Below are 15,956 nucleotides of genomic sequence, written 5' to 3'. Positions count from 1 at the left end.
TTCGTATAATGAAAGTAGCAATCATTGGTGCTATGGAGGAAGAAGTAACCATTCTCCGAGACAAGGTAGAAAACAGAGAAGAAACAGTCATTGCAGGCTGCGAATATTCAACTGGTACAATCAATGGAGTTGAGGTAGTACTGTTGAAGTCGGGAATTGGAAAAGTAAATGCTGCATTATCAACAGCAATTTTATTAGAGAAATTTCAGCCAGATTATGTAATTAACACAGGATCTGCTGGTGGGTTTCATCCAGATCTAAATGTTGGAGATGCAATTATTTCATCGGAAGTACGTCATCATGATGTTGATGTAACAGCATTTGGCTATGAGTACGGTCAAGTTCCAAATTTACCAGCTGCATATCAAGCTGACGAAAAACTTGTTGAGATCGCAGAACAAAGTGCACAAGAAGTAACGGATATGAAAGTAGCTAAAGGTTTAATCGCAACGGGTGACTCATTTATGAATGATCCAGTTCGCGTTGAATTTGTAAGAGAAAAATTTCCAGAATTAATGGCAGCCGAAATGGAAGCAGCTGCAGTGGCTCAGGTTTGTCACCAGTTTAAAGTGCCTTTCGTTATCATCCGTGCATTATCTGATATTGCTGGTAAAGAATCAGATGTATCGTTTGATCAGTTCCTTGAAAAGGCAGCTGTAAACTCTACAAACTTAGTATTAAACTTTTTATCCAAATTAAAATAATAAAAGCTATCTAATGTTACCAATGCTATTTTATAGTATTGGTACTATTGGAATTTAATTCATACTAAACAGGTATGTTAACTATAAATGGTAACTTCTACTAAAGAGGTGTTGGCATCATGGAAGTCGTAAAAAGTATCCATGAATTAATTGGAAAAACCCCTATCATTGAAATTACAAAATTCTCGCTTCCTACAGATGTAAGATTATTTGCCAAGCTTGAATACTTTAACCCTGGAGGAAGTATTAAAGATCGTCTTGGAAAAGAGCTAATTGAAAGAGCACTTGCTGAAGGGAAGGTTACTGATGGTGGGACGATAGTTGAACCAACTGCAGGAAATACCGGGATCGGGCTTGCTCTAGCAGCTGTTCCATACAATTTAAATGTTATTGTATGTATTCCTGAAAAGTTTAGCATTGAAAAACAGGAGCTTATGAAAGCCCTTGGTGCGAAAGTTATTCATACGCCTACGAGTGAGGGAATGAAAGGAGCTATTCAAAAAGCAAAAGAGCTTGTTGAAGCTATTCCAAACTCTTACTGCCCGCAGCAGTTTGCAAATGCTGATAATCCTCTAACGTATTATAAAACGTTAGGTCCAGAGGTATATGAACAGCTCGATGGTCAAATCGATATATTTGTCGCAGGAGCAGGGACAGGTGGTACGTTTATGGGTACTGCTCAGTATTTAAAAGAACAAAATTCATCAATAAAAACAGTGATTGTGGAGCCAGAAGGATCAATTTTAAATGGTGGCCAACCAGGGCCTCACAAAACAGAAGGCATTGGAATGGAATTTGTACCAAGTTACATGGATACAAGTTATTTTGATGATATTCATACTATTAAAGATGACTTAGCATTTAAAGCCGTTCAAGAGCTAGCGGTAAGAGAGGGGCTATTAGTAGGGAGTTCATCAGGAGCTGCTTTTATGGCCGCACTAAAAGAAGCACAAAAAGCTGAGCCTGGTACAAATATCCTTACTATTTTCCCAGATAGCAGTGAACGATATTTAAGTAAAAAAATTTATGATGGAGGTATTTAAATAATTAAGCGTAAAACACAGCTTATTCACGGTGGAATTGCAGGAGATCAACATACTGGAGCAGTATCAGTTCCAATTTATCAAGTAAGCACGTACAAGCAAGAAGAAGTTGGGAAACACAAAGGCTATGAATATTCACGTACTGGAAATCCAACTAGACATGCTCTAGAAGAATTAATTAAAGACCTTGAAGGAGGAGAAGCAGGATTTGCGTTTGGATCGGGGATGGCTGCAGTTACAGCGGTTATGATGTTGTTTAACAGCGGTGACCATGTTATTTTAACGGATGATGTATATGGCGGTACGTATCGTGTAATTACAAAAGTGTTAAATCGTATCGGCATTGAAGCGACATTTGTTGATACAAGTAATGTTGCAAACATCGAAAAAGAAATTAAAGAAAATACAAAAGCACTGTACATTGAAACACCAACAAACCCATTATTGAAAATCACCGATATTTCAGAAGCTACACAAATAGCGAAAAAGCATGATTTAGTAACGATTGTCGATAATACATTTAGCACACCATACTGGCAAAACCCAATTGAGCAAGGAGCGGATATTGTTCTCCATAGTGCAACAAAGTATCTAGGAGGCCACAGTGATGTTGTCGCTGGCTTAGCTGTTGTGAATTCAAAAGAACTGGCAGAAGAACTTCATTTTATTCAAAATTCAACTGGTGGTATCTTAGGTCCACAAGACTCATGGTTACTCATGAGAGGGATGAAAACGTTAGGAATTCGCATGGAAGAGCATGAAGCAAACACAAAGAAAATTGTGGACTACTTAAGCAATCATCCAGCGGTACAAAAAGTTTACTACCCAGGCCTTGAAAGTCATCCAAACCACGCAATTGCTAAGCAGCAAGGAAGAGGGTTTGGTGGTATGGTATCATTTGATGTAGGCAGTGAAGAGCAGGCTAATAAGCTATTAACTACGGTAAAATACTTCACGTTGGCTGAAAGTTTAGGAGCGGTGGAAAGTTTAATTTCTTTACCTGCTAAAATGACACATGCTTCTATTCCAGCTGATCGTCGCAATGAGTTAGGAATAACGGACGGACTAGTACGTATATCAGTAGGTCTTGAAGATGTAGAAGACTTAATTGAAGATTTATCAAATGGCTTAAAATAAAAGAGATTGGGTGAACTCCCAATCTCTTTTATTTACATAAATTGTCACCCTTGTGCTGGTGTTCTGTATGTTACCATAAAGATAGGATTTCTAGTCACCACACGTACTAAGAAACGTAAAAAGCTTAGGGGAAAAGGGTGAAGCTTATGAATCAAAAAGAATTAAAATTAATTAAACAAAAAATAGAAGATTATCGACGATTTATTTATGTATTGTTAGCTATAGGTACATTTTTATATATTGGTGTATTAATTGGGCAAGGTGAAAAAACATTTGTTCAATTAATGTTCATGTCTGGAGTAGATGTTGTTTTATTAATAGTAGCCTTTTACTTTGCTTATCAAGCTAAAAAGTTAAAGAAAAAAATAAAAGATGAGATTTCGTCATAAAGGTGTATAAAGAAAAGTGGAAAAAGAGTTAATTTTTCTTTCCATTTTTCTTTTTTTCTTTTTCAGCACGATAAAACTCATGAAACATCTTCATTAATGCGCGTTTCTCAATGCGAGAAACATAGCTTCTAGATATATTGAGTTCCTTAGCTATTTCACGCTGGGTTTTTTCTTTCTGTAAATCGAGTCCGAATCGTCCAACAATTACCTCTTTCTCACGTTCATCAAGAATGTCGATATACTCTTTAATTTTCTCTAATTCCATATTTAGCTGAATCATATCAATGACATCATCCGATTCGGATTTTAAAATGTCAATAAGGCTAATTTCATTTCCTTCTTTATCTTGGCCAATTGGATCGTGCAACGACACGTCCTTTTTTGTTTTCTTTAAAGCTCTCAAATGCATTAAAATTTCATTTTCAATACACCTTGCCGCGTATGTTGCGAGCTTTGTACCTTTTCCTTGAGAATAGCTTTCAATCGCTTTGATTAAACCAATTGTTCCGATTGAGATAAGATCTTCAGCGTCTTCCCCCGTATTTTCAAATTTTTTTACGATGTGTGCTACGAGTCGAAGGTTGTGTTCAATTAATAAGTTTCTTGCTTCTTGGTCTCCTTCAGCCATTAAAGTTAAATAGCGTTTTTCTTCTGCAGCCGATAGGGGCTGTGGAAAAGCGTTATTTTTAACATACGACACAAGAAATATCAACTCTTTAAAAAAGTATCCGAGCGCTGTAATAATAGTTGACATTTTCACACCTCCAGTTAGTGTAAGCGATAAAGCCGTGACATTAAACTATATGTTAGGCGGGCTTACTATGTGCCTGTACGGTTAAAAATAACGGCAAGACAAGCGAGTTTCGCAAAATTCTTTTTAAGAGGTACAGACACAATGGACACCTGCCCATACATAAGCTATCTTTTTGAATAAATTATAAGTAATACGTATGTAAGGAGTGACAACTATGTCATATGGATATGGCGCATATGGGTGTTATCCAAGCTATCCATGTTATCCACCTTGTGGCGGCGGAGGATATGGATGGGGAATAGGGTTACTAGTTGTTTTATTTGTACTACTACTTATTTTCGGCGGCTTTTACTGGTTTGGATGTTACTGGGATTAATAAAAAACCTCATGCGAGCGCATGAGGTTTTTGTTATACTTTCTTTAGTTTAAACGTGCTAACCATTAAGAAAGATAAAATAATGGTTAAAAACATAAAAACATAGGACGGTAAGTAAGGTACAGATAAGTAGCTTAGGGTTAATAAACAACCTGCAGCTGTAATCGGTAATCCTGTAAAATAACCGTTGTTCTCTGTAATATTAAAGCGTGCTAATCTTAGAGCACCACATGCAATATATACAATAGCGAATACGGCTCCAGAAGCTCCGTAGCTAAACAGGATGCTTTGATATAGTAGTAGAGCCGGAGCAATACCAAATGATATAATATCGCACATGGAATCTAGCTGTTTCCCAAGTTCTGATTCAATATTTAACTTCCGGGCAACCATTCCATCAAAGCGATCAGCTAGCGCTGCAAGAAAAATAAGCAGTAAGCTAAGCTTTAATTCATCACGTAGAATGAATAAAATGGAAAAGCTACCAAGACTTAAATTTAGTAATGTTAAAGCATTTGCTGATTGGGATTTTATCTTTTTAATTGTATGATCAAGATAATCTAATAAAAACAAGTTCCTCACTCCTTTTAGAGGATGACCTCCTATAGCATGATGATAGAAAAGATCGTAATTTCATTTTAGACGTAAACGAGAGGCTAGTAAAGAACTATTGAAGTTTGGCACCTTAAAATTATAGGAATGTATATAAAGGTTGTTAGCTGCACTAAAGCAAAAAAATAGAACCTATTTAAGAAAGAGAAAAGCTTGTCAGATGAACGGGTACTGGACAGGCTTTACTACTCTCAAATAGGCCCTTCTATTAGTTAAGATGGAATCTGAATGGTTATTTTTAATGATCGGCGTTGAATTTCTTTTTCAATTAGCTGAATGAACTCTGGACTTAATTGTAACTGTGTAGCTTTATAATATGATTCGATAAGAAGTTCATCTGATAACTTTCGCATGATAATGCCGCCACCTCCTGTAAAAAAGATAGGTGCTTTAATTCTAAGAAGTATCTCGTGTCCTAATAGTATTCTTATTCATAATGTATCATGAATCGAAATATAGAACAATCGTTCTGTTATCCACAATTATAAGTGGATAAGCTGTGGGTATTTTGTTTATAATTACCAATAATGCATAATCTATGAAAGGGATAATGTGAATAAAATTATCCACAGAATACCAGTTAGCATAATTTGTCGAAAAGTTTCTTGAGAAAATATCGGAAATTTTAAGGTTTTTTCATTTGTTTTTAATCATTTTATTCTTTTTTTGGTGAAATTAAGATATGATTATAGTTTGACTGCAGAAATTTCAACAAAAGAAATAGCTGATGAAAATAAGTAGTATTTAAATATAAATGACTGGTGGAAAAATGAACATACCCCGTGATAATGATCGGTGGAAATTGTTCTTAGAACGTTATTAATATAGTTGAGGTGCATAATACGTGTTAAAACTTTTTTTACCAAACCAACATGTGAAAAGTGTATTGCAAATTAAACCTGAGGATTTAATTGAGCGAGGAGTAAAAGGCATTATCACAGATTTAGATAATACGTTAGTGGAGTGGGATCGACCTGACGCAACGCCTGAGCTTATCGAGTGGTTTAAGTTAATGCAAGAACACGGTATTAAGATTACTATTGTATCGAATAATGTGGAAAAGAGAGTTAAGCTCTTTTCAGATCCTGTAGGGTTACCATTTGTTCATCAAGCAAGAAAGCCGATGAGAAAAGCATTTAGACGAGCACTGCGTGATATGGAGCTACAAAAAGATGAAGTAGTTGTCATTGGAGACCAGCTCTTAACAGATGTACTAGGCGGAAATCGCTTAGGTGTGTATACCATTTTAGTTGTGCCCGTTGCGCAGACGGATGGATTTATTACAAAATTCAATCGTAAAATGGAGCGACGTATTTTAGCGTGGATGAAAAGAAAAGGTATGATTAATTGGGAGGAATAAAAGTGAGTGAAGAAAAGCTACAATGTATGGGTTGTGGGGTAGAAATTCAAACAGAACGCCCAAACGATATTGGTTATGCCCCTAAGTCTGCACTTGAAAAGGAATTTGTTATCTGTCAAAGATGTTTTCGTTTAAAGCACTATAATGAAATTCAAGACGTAGCCTTAACAGATGACGACTTTTTAAAAATCTTAAATGGAATTGGCCAAACGGATGGCTTAGTCGTGAAGGTAGTAGATATCTTCGATTTTAACGGTAGTTGGCTACCAGGCCTACATCGTTTTGTAGGCGAAAATAACGTTATTCTTGTTGGGAATAAAGCAGATTTACTTCCTAAATCTGTGAAGAAAAATAAATTGATTCACTGGATGAAGAAATCTGCAAAAGACCTTGGGTTAAAGCCCGTAGATGTCTTTTTAATGAGTGCGCATAAAGGACAAGGCATTAAGGAAGTTGCTGAAGCAATTGAACACTACCGATTTGGAAAAGATGTTTATGTTGTTGGCTGTACAAACGTTGGTAAATCAACGTTTATTAATGCAATTATTAAAGAGTTTACAGGTGAAAAAGATGTTATCACAACATCTCAATATCCTGGCACCACTCTTGACATGATTGATGTACCGCTTGATAATGGCGCATCGTTATATGATACACCTGGTATTATCAATCATCACCAAATGGCCCATTATGTAGATAAACGCGATTTGAAGCTTATCTCTCCAAAGAAAGAGATTAAGCCGAAAATTTATCAGCTAAATGAAGGGCAGACGCTGTTCTTTGGAGGATTAGCGCGATTAGATTATGTAAGCGGCGGTCGTAAATCACTAACGTGCTATGTGTCAAATGAACTTCTTATTCATCGTACAAAGCTCGAAAAAGCAGATGAGCTGTATAAAAACCAATTAGGAGAGTTGCTTCAACCTCCAAGACCTGAACAGCTAAGCGAGTTTCCAGAGCTTGTTGCCCATGAATTTACAATCAAGCATGATAAGACGGACATTGTATTCTCTGGACTTGGCTGGGTGACGGTAAACGAACCTGGTACAAAAGTAGTTGCATATGCACCAAAAGGTGTTGGGGTATTTGTACGTGAATCATTAATTTAAATATAAAGAAGAGGGGAAATAGGTTGAAGCAGTTATATGGACTAATAGGTTATCCAATAGGGCATTCACTTTCACCGCTTATGCATAACGATGCGTTTGAAAATTTAGGAATAGACGCTCATTATGAAGCGATTCAAATTGAGCCTGACTCCTTTAAGGTTGAAGTTGAGAAGCTAAAAAAGCAGCAGATTAAAGGGTTTAACGTGACGATTCCGTATAAAGTTGATATCATGGACCTTTTAGATGAGGTCGACCCTTTAGCTAGAGCGATTGGAGCTGTTAATACAGTTGTAAATCAAAATGGCCGCTACGTTGGATATAATACAGACGGGGATGGCTATGTGGCATCTCTACTACAGCATGTAGGCCACACTTTAAAAGGTAAAGCTGTTGCTATTATTGGTGCAGGAGGAGCGGCTAAGGCAATTTTTTACACGCTAGCATCTCACAAAGATAGCCCTTCTTCTTTTTATATATGTAACCGAACGGTTGAAAAAGCACAGAGGTTAATTGATCAATTGCCATTTGAAGCTAATGCATCAGCTATCACGTTAGACGAAGCAGAAAAAGAAGTAGGTACGTTTGATGTCGTTATTAATACAACATCTGTGGGGATGCATCCTCATGTGGAGGATGTACCAATTGACATTCAACATATTCGCCCAGAAACAATTGTTAGTGATATTATTTACAATCCGTTAGAAACTAAATTATTAAAAGAAGCGAAACAAAAGCAAGCATATTGTCATAATGGTGTAGGTATGTTTGTATTACAAGGAGCGCTTGCTTTTGAAAAGTGGACAGGTATCGTTCCTGATCAAAAAAAGATGGAACAAATTGTATTGAAGAAACTTACTGAAAAGTAAAAGCATCATGGAGGTTTTTATGTTAAAAGGAAAACAAAAGCGATTTTTACGTTCAAAAGCACATCACTTATCACCAATCTTCCAAGTGGGTAAAGGTGGAGTGAATGAAAATATGGTTCAACAAATTTCAGATGCACTTGAAGCGAGAGAGCTATTAAAAGTTAGCATTTTACAAAACTGTGAGGAAGACCGTAACACAGTAGCAGAGCAGTTAGCTAAAGGTACTAGAGCTCAAGTTGTTCAAGTCATCGGCAATACGATTATTCTTTATAAAGAGTCACGTGAAAACAAACAAATCGTATTACCTCGATAAGAAAAGGATACCCTATCATACGCGTATGATAGGGTATATGTACATGTCGAGAGAAGCTTAATACAATAAAAGGAGCTATGATTTTTTGAAACGTATTGGTATTTTTGGTGGAACGTTTAACCCTCCCCATATCGGACATTTAATTATGGCAAATGAAGTATTGTTTTCGTTAAAGTTAGATGAAATTTGGTTTATGCCTTCGCATATTCCACCTCATAAAAACTTGAAACAAGAAATTGACCCTAATCATCGTTTAAATATGCTTAATTTGGCAACTAACGGTTATTCTAAATTCCGTGTTCAATCGATTGAATTCGAACGTAACGATATATCATATACATTTGATACGATGTGTATCTTAAAAGAAACGTATCCAGACAATCAGTTTTATTTTATCATCGGAGCGGACATGGTAGAATATTTACCGAAATGGTACAACATTGAGGAACTGCAAAAGCTTGTAACATTCGTGGGAGTAAAAAGACCTGGGTACAAAATGCAGTCTCCTTATTCAATATTAGAAGTAGAAGCACCTCAAATGGATGTTTCTTCATCATTCATACGAGAACGTCTTAAAATGCAAGGCCCTATTGATTTTTACGTGCCTTTATCAGTAAAACACTATATTGAGGAGAATCAGCTATATGAATCAGAGTGAAGCGTTAGCTGTTGTAAAAGAGCAGTTAACGGAACGAAGATATATTCATACGTTAGGAGTCATGGAAACGGCTAAAAAATTGGCCGAGCGATATGATGTAAACATAAAAAAAGCTGAATTAGCTGCAATCTTTCATGATTACGCAAAGTTTCGACCAAAAGAAGAAATGAAAGCGATTATCATAAATGAAAGCATGTCTGTTCATCTTCTTGAGGCAAATACAGAACTTTGGCACGCTCCAGTTGGTGCATTTTTAGTTGAAAAAGAAGTGGGGATAGCAGACGAGGAAATACTAGATGCTATTCGTTATCACACATCTGGGAGACCAGGAATGTCGCCTTTAGAAAAAATAATTTATGTGGCTGATTATATTGAGCCAGGTCGTAAGTTTCCTGGGGTTGAAGAGGTAAGAGAACTTGCAGAGCAAAATTTAGATAAAGCGTTACTTCAAGCATTAAAAAATACGATTAGCTTTTTAATTAGCAAAAATCAAAGCGTTTTCCCAGATACGCTGTATACTTATAATGAATTAGTTTTAGGAGGAAAAAATAAATGAACGAACGCGATTTATTATCACTTGTGGTAAAAGCAGCAGACGATAAAAAAGCAGTAGATTTAGTTGCATTAAATATGCAAGGAATTTCACTCGTAGCAGATTACTTTGTCATTTGTCACGGTAACTCTGATAAGCAAGTTCAGGCTATTGCAAGAGAAGTAAAAGAGCAAGCGCATGAACACGAAATTACGGTAAAGCGTATGGAAGGATACGATGAAGCGCGTTGGGTACTTGTGGATTTAGGTGATGTTGTTGTCCATATCTTCCACAAAGATGATCGTGGTTACTATAATTTAGAGCGTTTGTGGGGAGACGCTCCTTCTGTTGACTTACAAGAAGAATTGCAATCATGAGCAGCTATAAGCAATTTGCTTACGTCTATGATCATCTCATGACGGACATTCCATATGATCAATGGATTCAGCTTGTGTCTCGTAAGGTGGGAACAGGCAAAAAGCTGTCAATTCTTGATGTGGGATGCGGCACCGGTGAAATGTCAATTCGTCTAGCTAAGCAAGGTTATGAAGTCACTGGAATTGATTTATCGGATGATATGTTGGTGATTGCGCAAGAGAAAGCGCAACGTGAAGGCATTATGTTAAAGTTATACGAACAAGACATGTCAGAACTTGAATTGATGCAGCAGTTTGATTGTGTCGTTATCTTTTGCGATTCACTCAATTATCTCCAAACTGATGAACAAGTTAAAGAAACGTTTACGCGTGTCTATGAACATTTAGCTCCAGGTGGCTTTTTGTTATTTGACGTTCATTCAACTCACAAACTGAAAAATGTTTTTGGAGACAATTCATTTTCATATGTAGATGATGATGTATCGTATATTTGGAACTGTGAGTACAATGAGATGAATCAAAGCGTTCAGCATGATATGACGTTCTTTGTATATGATGAAGAAATTGAAGCGTACGATCGATTTGATGAAGTTCATATTCAGCGAACGCTATCAGAGTCTACGTATAAAGAGTGGTTAATACAAGCTGGATTTTCAGCTGTTGAAGTAAGCGCTGATTTTAAAGACGAGCTTCCCAACCAAAACAGCGAAAGAATATTCTTCTCCGCAAAAAAATAAAAGAAGCATCAGCTTCTTTTATTTTTTTTATCAAAAAGCAGGAATTTTGTTGAATAAAGGTGAATAGTGTTGATTACGTAAAATTAAACTGCTTTTCAACGAGCTCGATATCCTCATCAAATTTTTCGTGTGTTTTTTGAAACAAATGCACAAACATATCTCCAAGCTCTGCTTCTAATACTTTAATTCCTTCTCCTGTAACACCGCCTTTTACGCATACTTTCTCTTGTAGAGTAGGAAGCGTAAAAATTTCTTTTTCAAGTAGTTTTCCCATTCCAATAATCATATCACTAGCCATAATGGTTGCTTCTTCTTTTGAAATCTCTGTTTCTTGAACAGCAGCATCAATAAATCTTTGCAGCAAGAAGCTAAAGAAAGCGGGTCCACAGCTAACAATATCTGATGATACTCTTGTAATGTTTTGTGGAATTGATACAGTTTTGGACATGCTGCTAAATAAATTCGTTAAATAGTTTTGATAAAAAGCTGAACAATGATTTCCATATGTCATAAGTGATACGCCTGATAATGCACGGTTCGTAATACTTGGAATGATTCTCGCTACTTGGGTAGGCACAATGCTTTCTAGCTGTTCCACACTTATGGGACTTGTAATCGATACAATGCAATGTTCTTGTGTTAACAGCGGTTTGATTTTTATTAAAAGGGGGTGAATATCCAATGGTTTTACACATACAAAAATAAGTTGTGAAGAACGGACAACTTCTTCCGCACAATCTCCCAGCTGAATTTCTCGGTGCTGCTTTTGAATCGTTTTTGCTTTGTTTTTTGTTCGGTTTGTAATAATTAGTTGTGAAGGATGTACGGCTTTTGATTCAATAAACGCATCAATTAATATTCTCCCCATATTACCTGTTCCAATAAATCCTATATTCACTTGTACTTCCCTCCTTCAAAAGCCTATTCTTCTAAACAGTATGAGATTATTAACCAATTTATGACGTTAGTTCATAATCCCATAAGGAGGAAACCATGACTTTACCAAAAAAGCATTGGATTATTTTAGGTTTCATTTCGATAGTTGTATGTGGATTTTTAATTTACACAAATGTTTTATTTCCCCAGGTAGAAACGAGTGCTCAAGTTGAAGAAGACTTCCCATTTACTGAAAAACAAGAGGATAGCTCTTTAACACTGGATGTGCCTCAAAAAGACTCGACCAGTACTCAAATCGTTGTTGATGTGAAAGGGGCAGTTCAAAAACCAGGCATTTACAAGCTTGAGGAGGGCCTTAGAGTTCAGGATGCCATTGAGAGAGCGAGTGGAGTTACGAAAGAAGCAGATATGAACCATGTGAATTTAGCAATAAAAGTAGCTGATGAAATGGTCATCTACATTCCAGCTATCGGTGAAGAGCCTGTAGTTCCCATGTCAACTGGGGGAAGTATGGACCAGAATAAGAGTGCAGTCAATTTGAACACAGCAACTTTGGAAGAATTACAAACCTTAAATGGAATTGGGCCGTCAAAGGCGCAAGCCATTCTCACATATCGCGAAGAGAATGGACCATTTAAAACACTTGAAGATATTTTACAAGTTGCAGGAATTGGGGAAAAGTCACTGGAAAAAATCAAAACAGAGATATCAATAAATTAGTGAATGCGTTGACGTTATCTCCTTTTAACCGATACACTAGGTACTAGATAGTGAGACAAGAAAGTAGGGAGTAGACGATGTCAAGAATTTCATGGGATCAGTATTTTATGGCACAAAGCCATTTATTAGCATTACGCAGCACGTGTGAGCGCTTAGCTGTAGGTGCTACCATTGTGAGAGATAAACGCATTATCGCAGGAGGGTACAACGGGTCAATAAGCGGAGGGGTCCACTGTGCAGACGAGGGCTGTTATGTTATTGATAACCATTGTGTTAGAACCATTCATGCAGAGGTAAATGCCCTGTTACAGTGTGCTAAGTTCGGTGTTAAAACAGAAGATGCAGAAGTTTATGTAACGCACTTCCCTTGCTTAAATTGTTGCAAAGCACTTATTCAAGCCGGGATTAAGACAGTTTATTATGCTAACGACTACAAAAATCATCCATACGCTGTTGAATTATTTAAGCAATCAGGGGTAAGGTTTGAAAAAGTAGAGCTAAACGAAGCCGTCATTGATTTAAATAGTCAAGAAAAGTTGAGCTTTGTAAATAGTATTTTAGAGAAACTTCACCATAGCAATCTTTCCAAAGAAGAAATTGCTCGTTTAGAAGATCAAGCTTTTTCCCTGTTTCAGCATTCATAAGCTAGGCACTTAGTGTCTAGCTATCTCTTTTGAGTGGGAGGTTCTGTTTTGAAAGGCTTTTATTTATATGCAGCAGTTAGCGCCATGTTAACCATGTTTTTAGCCTACCACTTCTTATGGATTACACTCATAGTTGTACTAAGCTACGCAGTTTTTTTATACCTTAGATGTCCACGCTATGTTTTCATCCTTTGCGTTCTTATTGGCAGCTTTTTCTTTGGGTTATTTCATCTTTTTTTATTTCATCATCAAACATCGATTTCTTCGAATCAAACAATATTTACCGGACAAATCTCTTCCATTCCTAATATAGATGGAAGCCAAGTACGCTTTTTCTTTAGCACGCAAGGTGAAGAAGTATCTGTTGTATACTATATGAAAAGTGAAAGTGAAGTTAAGCAGGTTCAAAGCTTAATGATTTATGACCGCTGTATGTTAAAAGGAAAACTTTCATCTTTTGAAGAAAGGCGAAATCCAAACGCATTTAACTATAAAGGGTACATGGATACTAAGCATGTTCATTGGAAGCTTAAAGCATCTACGTTTACACCCTCTTTATGCCACCCTTCTAAACAATTGTCTTTTCCTCAGCGGCTTTCTATTTATCGACAACATGGAATTGATTATCTTCAAAAGAATGTTCCTCAACCAGCGTCGTCTTTTATGCAAGCGCTCATTTATGGAGAGAGGAGTCAAATCGATTCTGATTTACTTCAGCTTTACCAAAGCTTTGGGCTCATTCATTTGCTAGCTATTTCAGGTCTTCACGTTGGCCTAATGACGTTTATGTTCTTTTATGTGCTAATTCGAATGGGAATGACGCGCCAGTTAGCCACGAATATTTTATTAGTGACTCTTCCTTTGTACGCCATTATCGCTGGTGGGGCACCTTCAGTTATTCGTGCCGTGTTAATGAGTATGTTAGCTTTAGCAAGTACAAAGTATCAAAAGAAAATTAGTCTAACAGATAGCATAGCGCTGGCATTTTTGTTAATGATAGCTGTTAACCCATTTTACATTTTACAAGTAGGATTTCAATTATCTTTTGTCGTCACCCTCTTTATTGTGCTTAGTGCACAGGTGATTTTAAAAAGAATTACGTCCACTATGGGTCAGTTACTGCTGGTATCATTTATTGCACAGCTCGGATCACTACCTCTATTATTGTTTTACTTCTATGAAGTTTCGCTACTAAGCCTTCCTCTTAATATGATTTATGTTCCCCTTTTTTCAACAGTCATTCTCCCTCTTTGTTTGTTCATATTTACTACGTCATTTTTCTTTTTACCCATTGCAGGTATCGGTCAATGGATACTAAATAATGTATTATTACTAAGCGAATGGTTCCTGCAACTAATACACAATGTATCTCCTGTATTCGTAGTAACAACCGGTAAGCTTTCTTTATGGGTTGTAGGACTTCTGTACATAGCCATTTACAGTGTTTTATGGTCCATTGAGAAGAAGAAATATACGTCTTTTTTTAGCATAGTTACGGTCTTAATACTTGTGGTTCAGTGTCTCTTTCCGTATGTAAATCCATATGGGAAAGTGACGATGATTGACGTGGGCCAAGGAGACAGCTTGTTAATTGAACTTCCATATAGGAGAGGAGTCTATTTGATTGATACAGGAGGAAGCGTTCTGTTTTCGAGTGAAGGCTGGCAAGTACGCCGTGATTTGTTTGACGTGGGAAAGGATATTGTTATGCCAGTTTTAAAATCAAAGGGAATTCGAAAGGTAAATAAGTTATTGATTACACACGGGGACTATGACCATGGCGGAAGTGCCAGTACGTTACTGGATCAAGTCAAAATTGAACAGGTAGTACTGGGGAAAAAGAAGCAGCTTACAGATTTAGAAGTAAATATTATCGAACAAGCAAGAAAAGCAAATAGCCAGATTTCCTACGTTAAAAAAGGAGACTATTGGAAACAAGGAGATACTTCCTTTTACATTCTTTCACCAACAGGTACAGAAACAACGAGCAATAATTCATCTATTGTTTTATTTACAGAGCTTGGAGGAATTAGTTGGCTTTTTACAGGTGATTTGGAAGAAGCGGGAGAAGCTGAGATTCTTCGTACTATTCCTTCGATACAAGCTGATGTTTTAAAGGTTGCACATCATGGAAGCAAATCGTCTACATCACCTGCATTTCTTCGTGCACTCAATCCTCAAATTGCTCTCATATCCGCAGGCCAAAAAAATCGCTATGGTCACCCGCATAACGAAGTGGTTGAAAGGCTACAAGAAGCTAACGTTTTCATCTATCGAACAGATGAAAACGGTGCAATTACGTATACATTTCGAAAAAACAAAGGAACCTTTTACACAGAACTTCCATAGTCTATATCAAGTTAAAAAAAACGACTGTAGATGACAGTCGCTAAGTATTGCTGATTTTCTATCTCGTTTACCGATTCAACTAATGAATAGAACTCTGTTCATTAGCAGCTACTTATGATCTATGATCCAAAGTAGTGAATGACCGTTGCGATAATAAATAAGGTAGTAAAAAATCCAAATGATGCGATAAATCCTACAGCCGAATCGACTGCGTCGTTTCGTTTACTTTGAACGCTTTCTTCAAATTGATTCATTGCCACCCCTCCTATTTACAGTATAATCCATGTTTTTAAAAAAATCTATAAAATATAAAGCGTTTTCCTAACCTGACAACAGTTAACAATCATTGTTTGTGGTAAAAAAGTAAACGATAATTATA

General features: G+C 36.7%; 21 protein-coding genes. 16 read left to right on the top strand and 5 right to left on the bottom strand.

The genetic code is table 11. The features are described 5' to 3' along the window. Positions 1-8 precede the first annotated feature (8 nt). The 4 genes from mtnN (at position 9) to NIZ91_17705 (ending at position 3,273) form a co-directional block, all read left to right on the top strand. A complete protein-coding gene (gene mtnN, locus NIZ91_17720) occupies positions 9-704 on the top strand; it encodes a 5'-methylthioadenosine/S-adenosylhomocysteine nucleosidase (GenBank protein ID USY54554.1) in 696 nt (231 codons plus the stop codon). A gap of 119 nt (positions 705-823) precedes the next feature. Continuing rightward, a complete protein-coding gene (locus NIZ91_17715) occupies positions 824-1,747 on the top strand; it encodes a cysteine synthase family protein (GenBank protein USY54553.1) in 924 nt (307 codons plus the stop codon). A gap of 3 nt (positions 1,748-1,750) precedes the next feature. Continuing rightward, positions 1,751-2,884 carry a bifunctional cystathionine gamma-lyase/homocysteine desulfhydrase gene (locus tag NIZ91_17710; protein USY57216.1) on the top strand — a complete coding sequence of 378 codons (1,134 nt, stop codon included), beginning with the start codon at positions 1,751-1,753 and terminating at the stop codon, positions 2,882-2,884. 146 nt (positions 2,885-3,030) lie between these two features. Continuing rightward, positions 3,031-3,273: a YrhC family protein gene (locus NIZ91_17705; GenBank protein USY57215.1), complete on the top strand. Its 243-nt coding sequence runs from the start codon at positions 3,031-3,033 to the stop codon at positions 3,271-3,273. Positions 3,274-3,301: 28 nt separating this feature from the next. On the opposite strand, the gene sigK is transcribed toward NIZ91_17705, so the two are convergent. After that, a complete protein-coding gene (gene sigK, locus NIZ91_17700) occupies positions 3,302-4,027 on the bottom strand; it encodes an RNA polymerase sporulation sigma factor SigK (protein ID USY54552.1) in 726 nt (241 codons plus the stop codon). Positions 4,028-4,241: 214 nt separating this feature from the next. Between sigK and NIZ91_17695 the strand changes: the two genes are divergently transcribed. Continuing rightward, a complete protein-coding gene (locus tag NIZ91_17695; GenBank protein ID USY54551.1) occupies positions 4,242-4,403 on the top strand; it encodes a hypothetical protein in 162 nt (53 codons plus the stop codon). 33 nt (positions 4,404-4,436) lie between these two features. Here NIZ91_17695 and pssA read toward each other — a convergent pair whose 3' ends face one another. Both pssA and NIZ91_17685 read right to left on the bottom strand, forming a co-directional pair. Beyond that, positions 4,437-4,976 carry a CDP-diacylglycerol--serine O-phosphatidyltransferase gene (pssA, locus tag NIZ91_17690; GenBank protein ID USY54550.1) on the bottom strand — a complete coding sequence of 180 codons (540 nt, stop codon included), beginning with the start codon at positions 4,974-4,976 and terminating at the stop codon, positions 4,437-4,439. Positions 4,977-5,227: 251 nt separating this feature from the next. Further along, entirely contained in the window at positions 5,228-5,368 is a 141-nt protein-coding gene (locus NIZ91_17685) for a sporulation histidine kinase inhibitor Sda (GenBank protein USY54549.1), read from the bottom strand. 491 nt (positions 5,369-5,859) lie between these two features. On the opposite strand from NIZ91_17685, the gene NIZ91_17680 reads away from it, so the two are divergent. The 8 genes from NIZ91_17680 to NIZ91_17645 all read left to right on the top strand — a co-directional run bounded on the left by NIZ91_17680 (position 5,860) and on the right by NIZ91_17645 (position 10,967). Next, a complete protein-coding gene (locus NIZ91_17680) occupies positions 5,860-6,375 on the top strand; it encodes a YqeG family HAD IIIA-type phosphatase (GenBank protein ID USY54548.1) in 516 nt (171 codons plus the stop codon). 2 nt (positions 6,376-6,377) lie between these two features. Further along, the gene (yqeH, locus tag NIZ91_17675) at positions 6,378-7,484 is read left to right on the top strand and encodes a ribosome biogenesis GTPase YqeH (protein USY54547.1); all 1,107 of its coding nucleotides are present in this window, start codon (positions 6,378-6,380) and stop codon (positions 7,482-7,484) included. 23 nt (positions 7,485-7,507) lie between these two features. Then, complete coding sequence (gene aroE / locus NIZ91_17670) at positions 7,508-8,350, top strand: shikimate dehydrogenase (protein ID USY54546.1); 843 nt, start codon at positions 7,508-7,510, stop codon at positions 8,348-8,350. Positions 8,351-8,369: 19 nt separating this feature from the next. Next, on the top strand, positions 8,370-8,663 hold the full coding sequence (gene yhbY / locus NIZ91_17665) for a ribosome assembly RNA-binding protein YhbY (protein USY54545.1): 294 nt from the start codon (positions 8,370-8,372) through the stop codon (positions 8,661-8,663). Between the two features lie 85 nt (positions 8,664-8,748). Beyond that, a complete protein-coding gene (locus tag NIZ91_17660) occupies positions 8,749-9,321 on the top strand; it encodes a nicotinate-nucleotide adenylyltransferase (protein ID USY54544.1) in 573 nt (190 codons plus the stop codon). Further along, complete coding sequence (gene yqeK, locus NIZ91_17655) at positions 9,308-9,877, top strand: bis(5'-nucleosyl)-tetraphosphatase (symmetrical) YqeK (GenBank protein ID USY54543.1); 570 nt, start codon at positions 9,308-9,310, stop codon at positions 9,875-9,877. The genes NIZ91_17660 and yqeK overlap by 14 nt, the downstream gene beginning before the upstream one ends. After that, positions 9,874-10,230 (top strand): ribosome silencing factor, encoded by a 357-nt coding sequence (gene rsfS / locus NIZ91_17650; GenBank protein USY54542.1) that lies wholly within the window; start codon positions 9,874-9,876, stop codon positions 10,228-10,230. The genes yqeK and rsfS overlap by 4 nt, the downstream gene beginning before the upstream one ends. Further along, positions 10,227-10,967: a class I SAM-dependent methyltransferase gene (locus NIZ91_17645; protein USY54541.1), complete on the top strand. Its 741-nt coding sequence runs from the start codon at positions 10,227-10,229 to the stop codon at positions 10,965-10,967. The genes rsfS and NIZ91_17645 overlap by 4 nt, the downstream gene beginning before the upstream one ends. 73 nt (positions 10,968-11,040) lie before the next feature. Here the strand turns inward: NIZ91_17645 and comER are convergent, their stop codons facing one another. Then, positions 11,041-11,865, bottom strand: coding sequence for a late competence protein ComER (gene comER / locus NIZ91_17640; GenBank protein USY54540.1), 825 nt, complete (start codon positions 11,863-11,865; stop codon positions 11,041-11,043). Between the two features lie 95 nt (positions 11,866-11,960). Here comER and NIZ91_17635 point away from each other — a divergent pair, with 95 nt between their 5' ends. From NIZ91_17635 to NIZ91_17625, 3 genes are all read left to right on the top strand, one after another. Further along, positions 11,961-12,584 carry a helix-hairpin-helix domain-containing protein gene (locus NIZ91_17635; GenBank protein USY54539.1) on the top strand — a complete coding sequence of 208 codons (624 nt, stop codon included), beginning with the start codon at positions 11,961-11,963 and terminating at the stop codon, positions 12,582-12,584. Positions 12,585-12,661: 77 nt separating this feature from the next. After that, the gene (locus NIZ91_17630; protein USY54538.1) at positions 12,662-13,228 is read left to right on the top strand and encodes a ComE operon protein 2; all 567 of its coding nucleotides are present in this window, start codon (positions 12,662-12,664) and stop codon (positions 13,226-13,228) included. Positions 13,229-13,276: 48 nt separating this feature from the next. Continuing rightward, positions 13,277-15,577 carry a DNA internalization-related competence protein ComEC/Rec2 gene (locus NIZ91_17625; GenBank protein ID USY54537.1) on the top strand — a complete coding sequence of 767 codons (2,301 nt, stop codon included), beginning with the start codon at positions 13,277-13,279 and terminating at the stop codon, positions 15,575-15,577. Between the two features lie 119 nt (positions 15,578-15,696). Here NIZ91_17625 and NIZ91_17620 read toward each other — a convergent pair whose 3' ends face one another. Further along, the gene (locus tag NIZ91_17620; GenBank protein ID USY54536.1) at positions 15,697-15,831 is read right to left on the bottom strand and encodes a YqzM family protein; all 135 of its coding nucleotides are present in this window, start codon (positions 15,829-15,831) and stop codon (positions 15,697-15,699) included. Between the last annotated feature and the right edge of the window lie 125 nt (positions 15,832-15,956).

It is taken from the genome of Bacillus sp. 1780r2a1 (assembly GCA_024134725.1).
Classification (GTDB): Bacteria; Bacillota; Bacilli; order Bacillales; family Bacillaceae_H; genus Priestia; species Priestia aryabhattai_A.
This window is presented reverse-complemented; position numbering and strand designations above follow the sequence as displayed.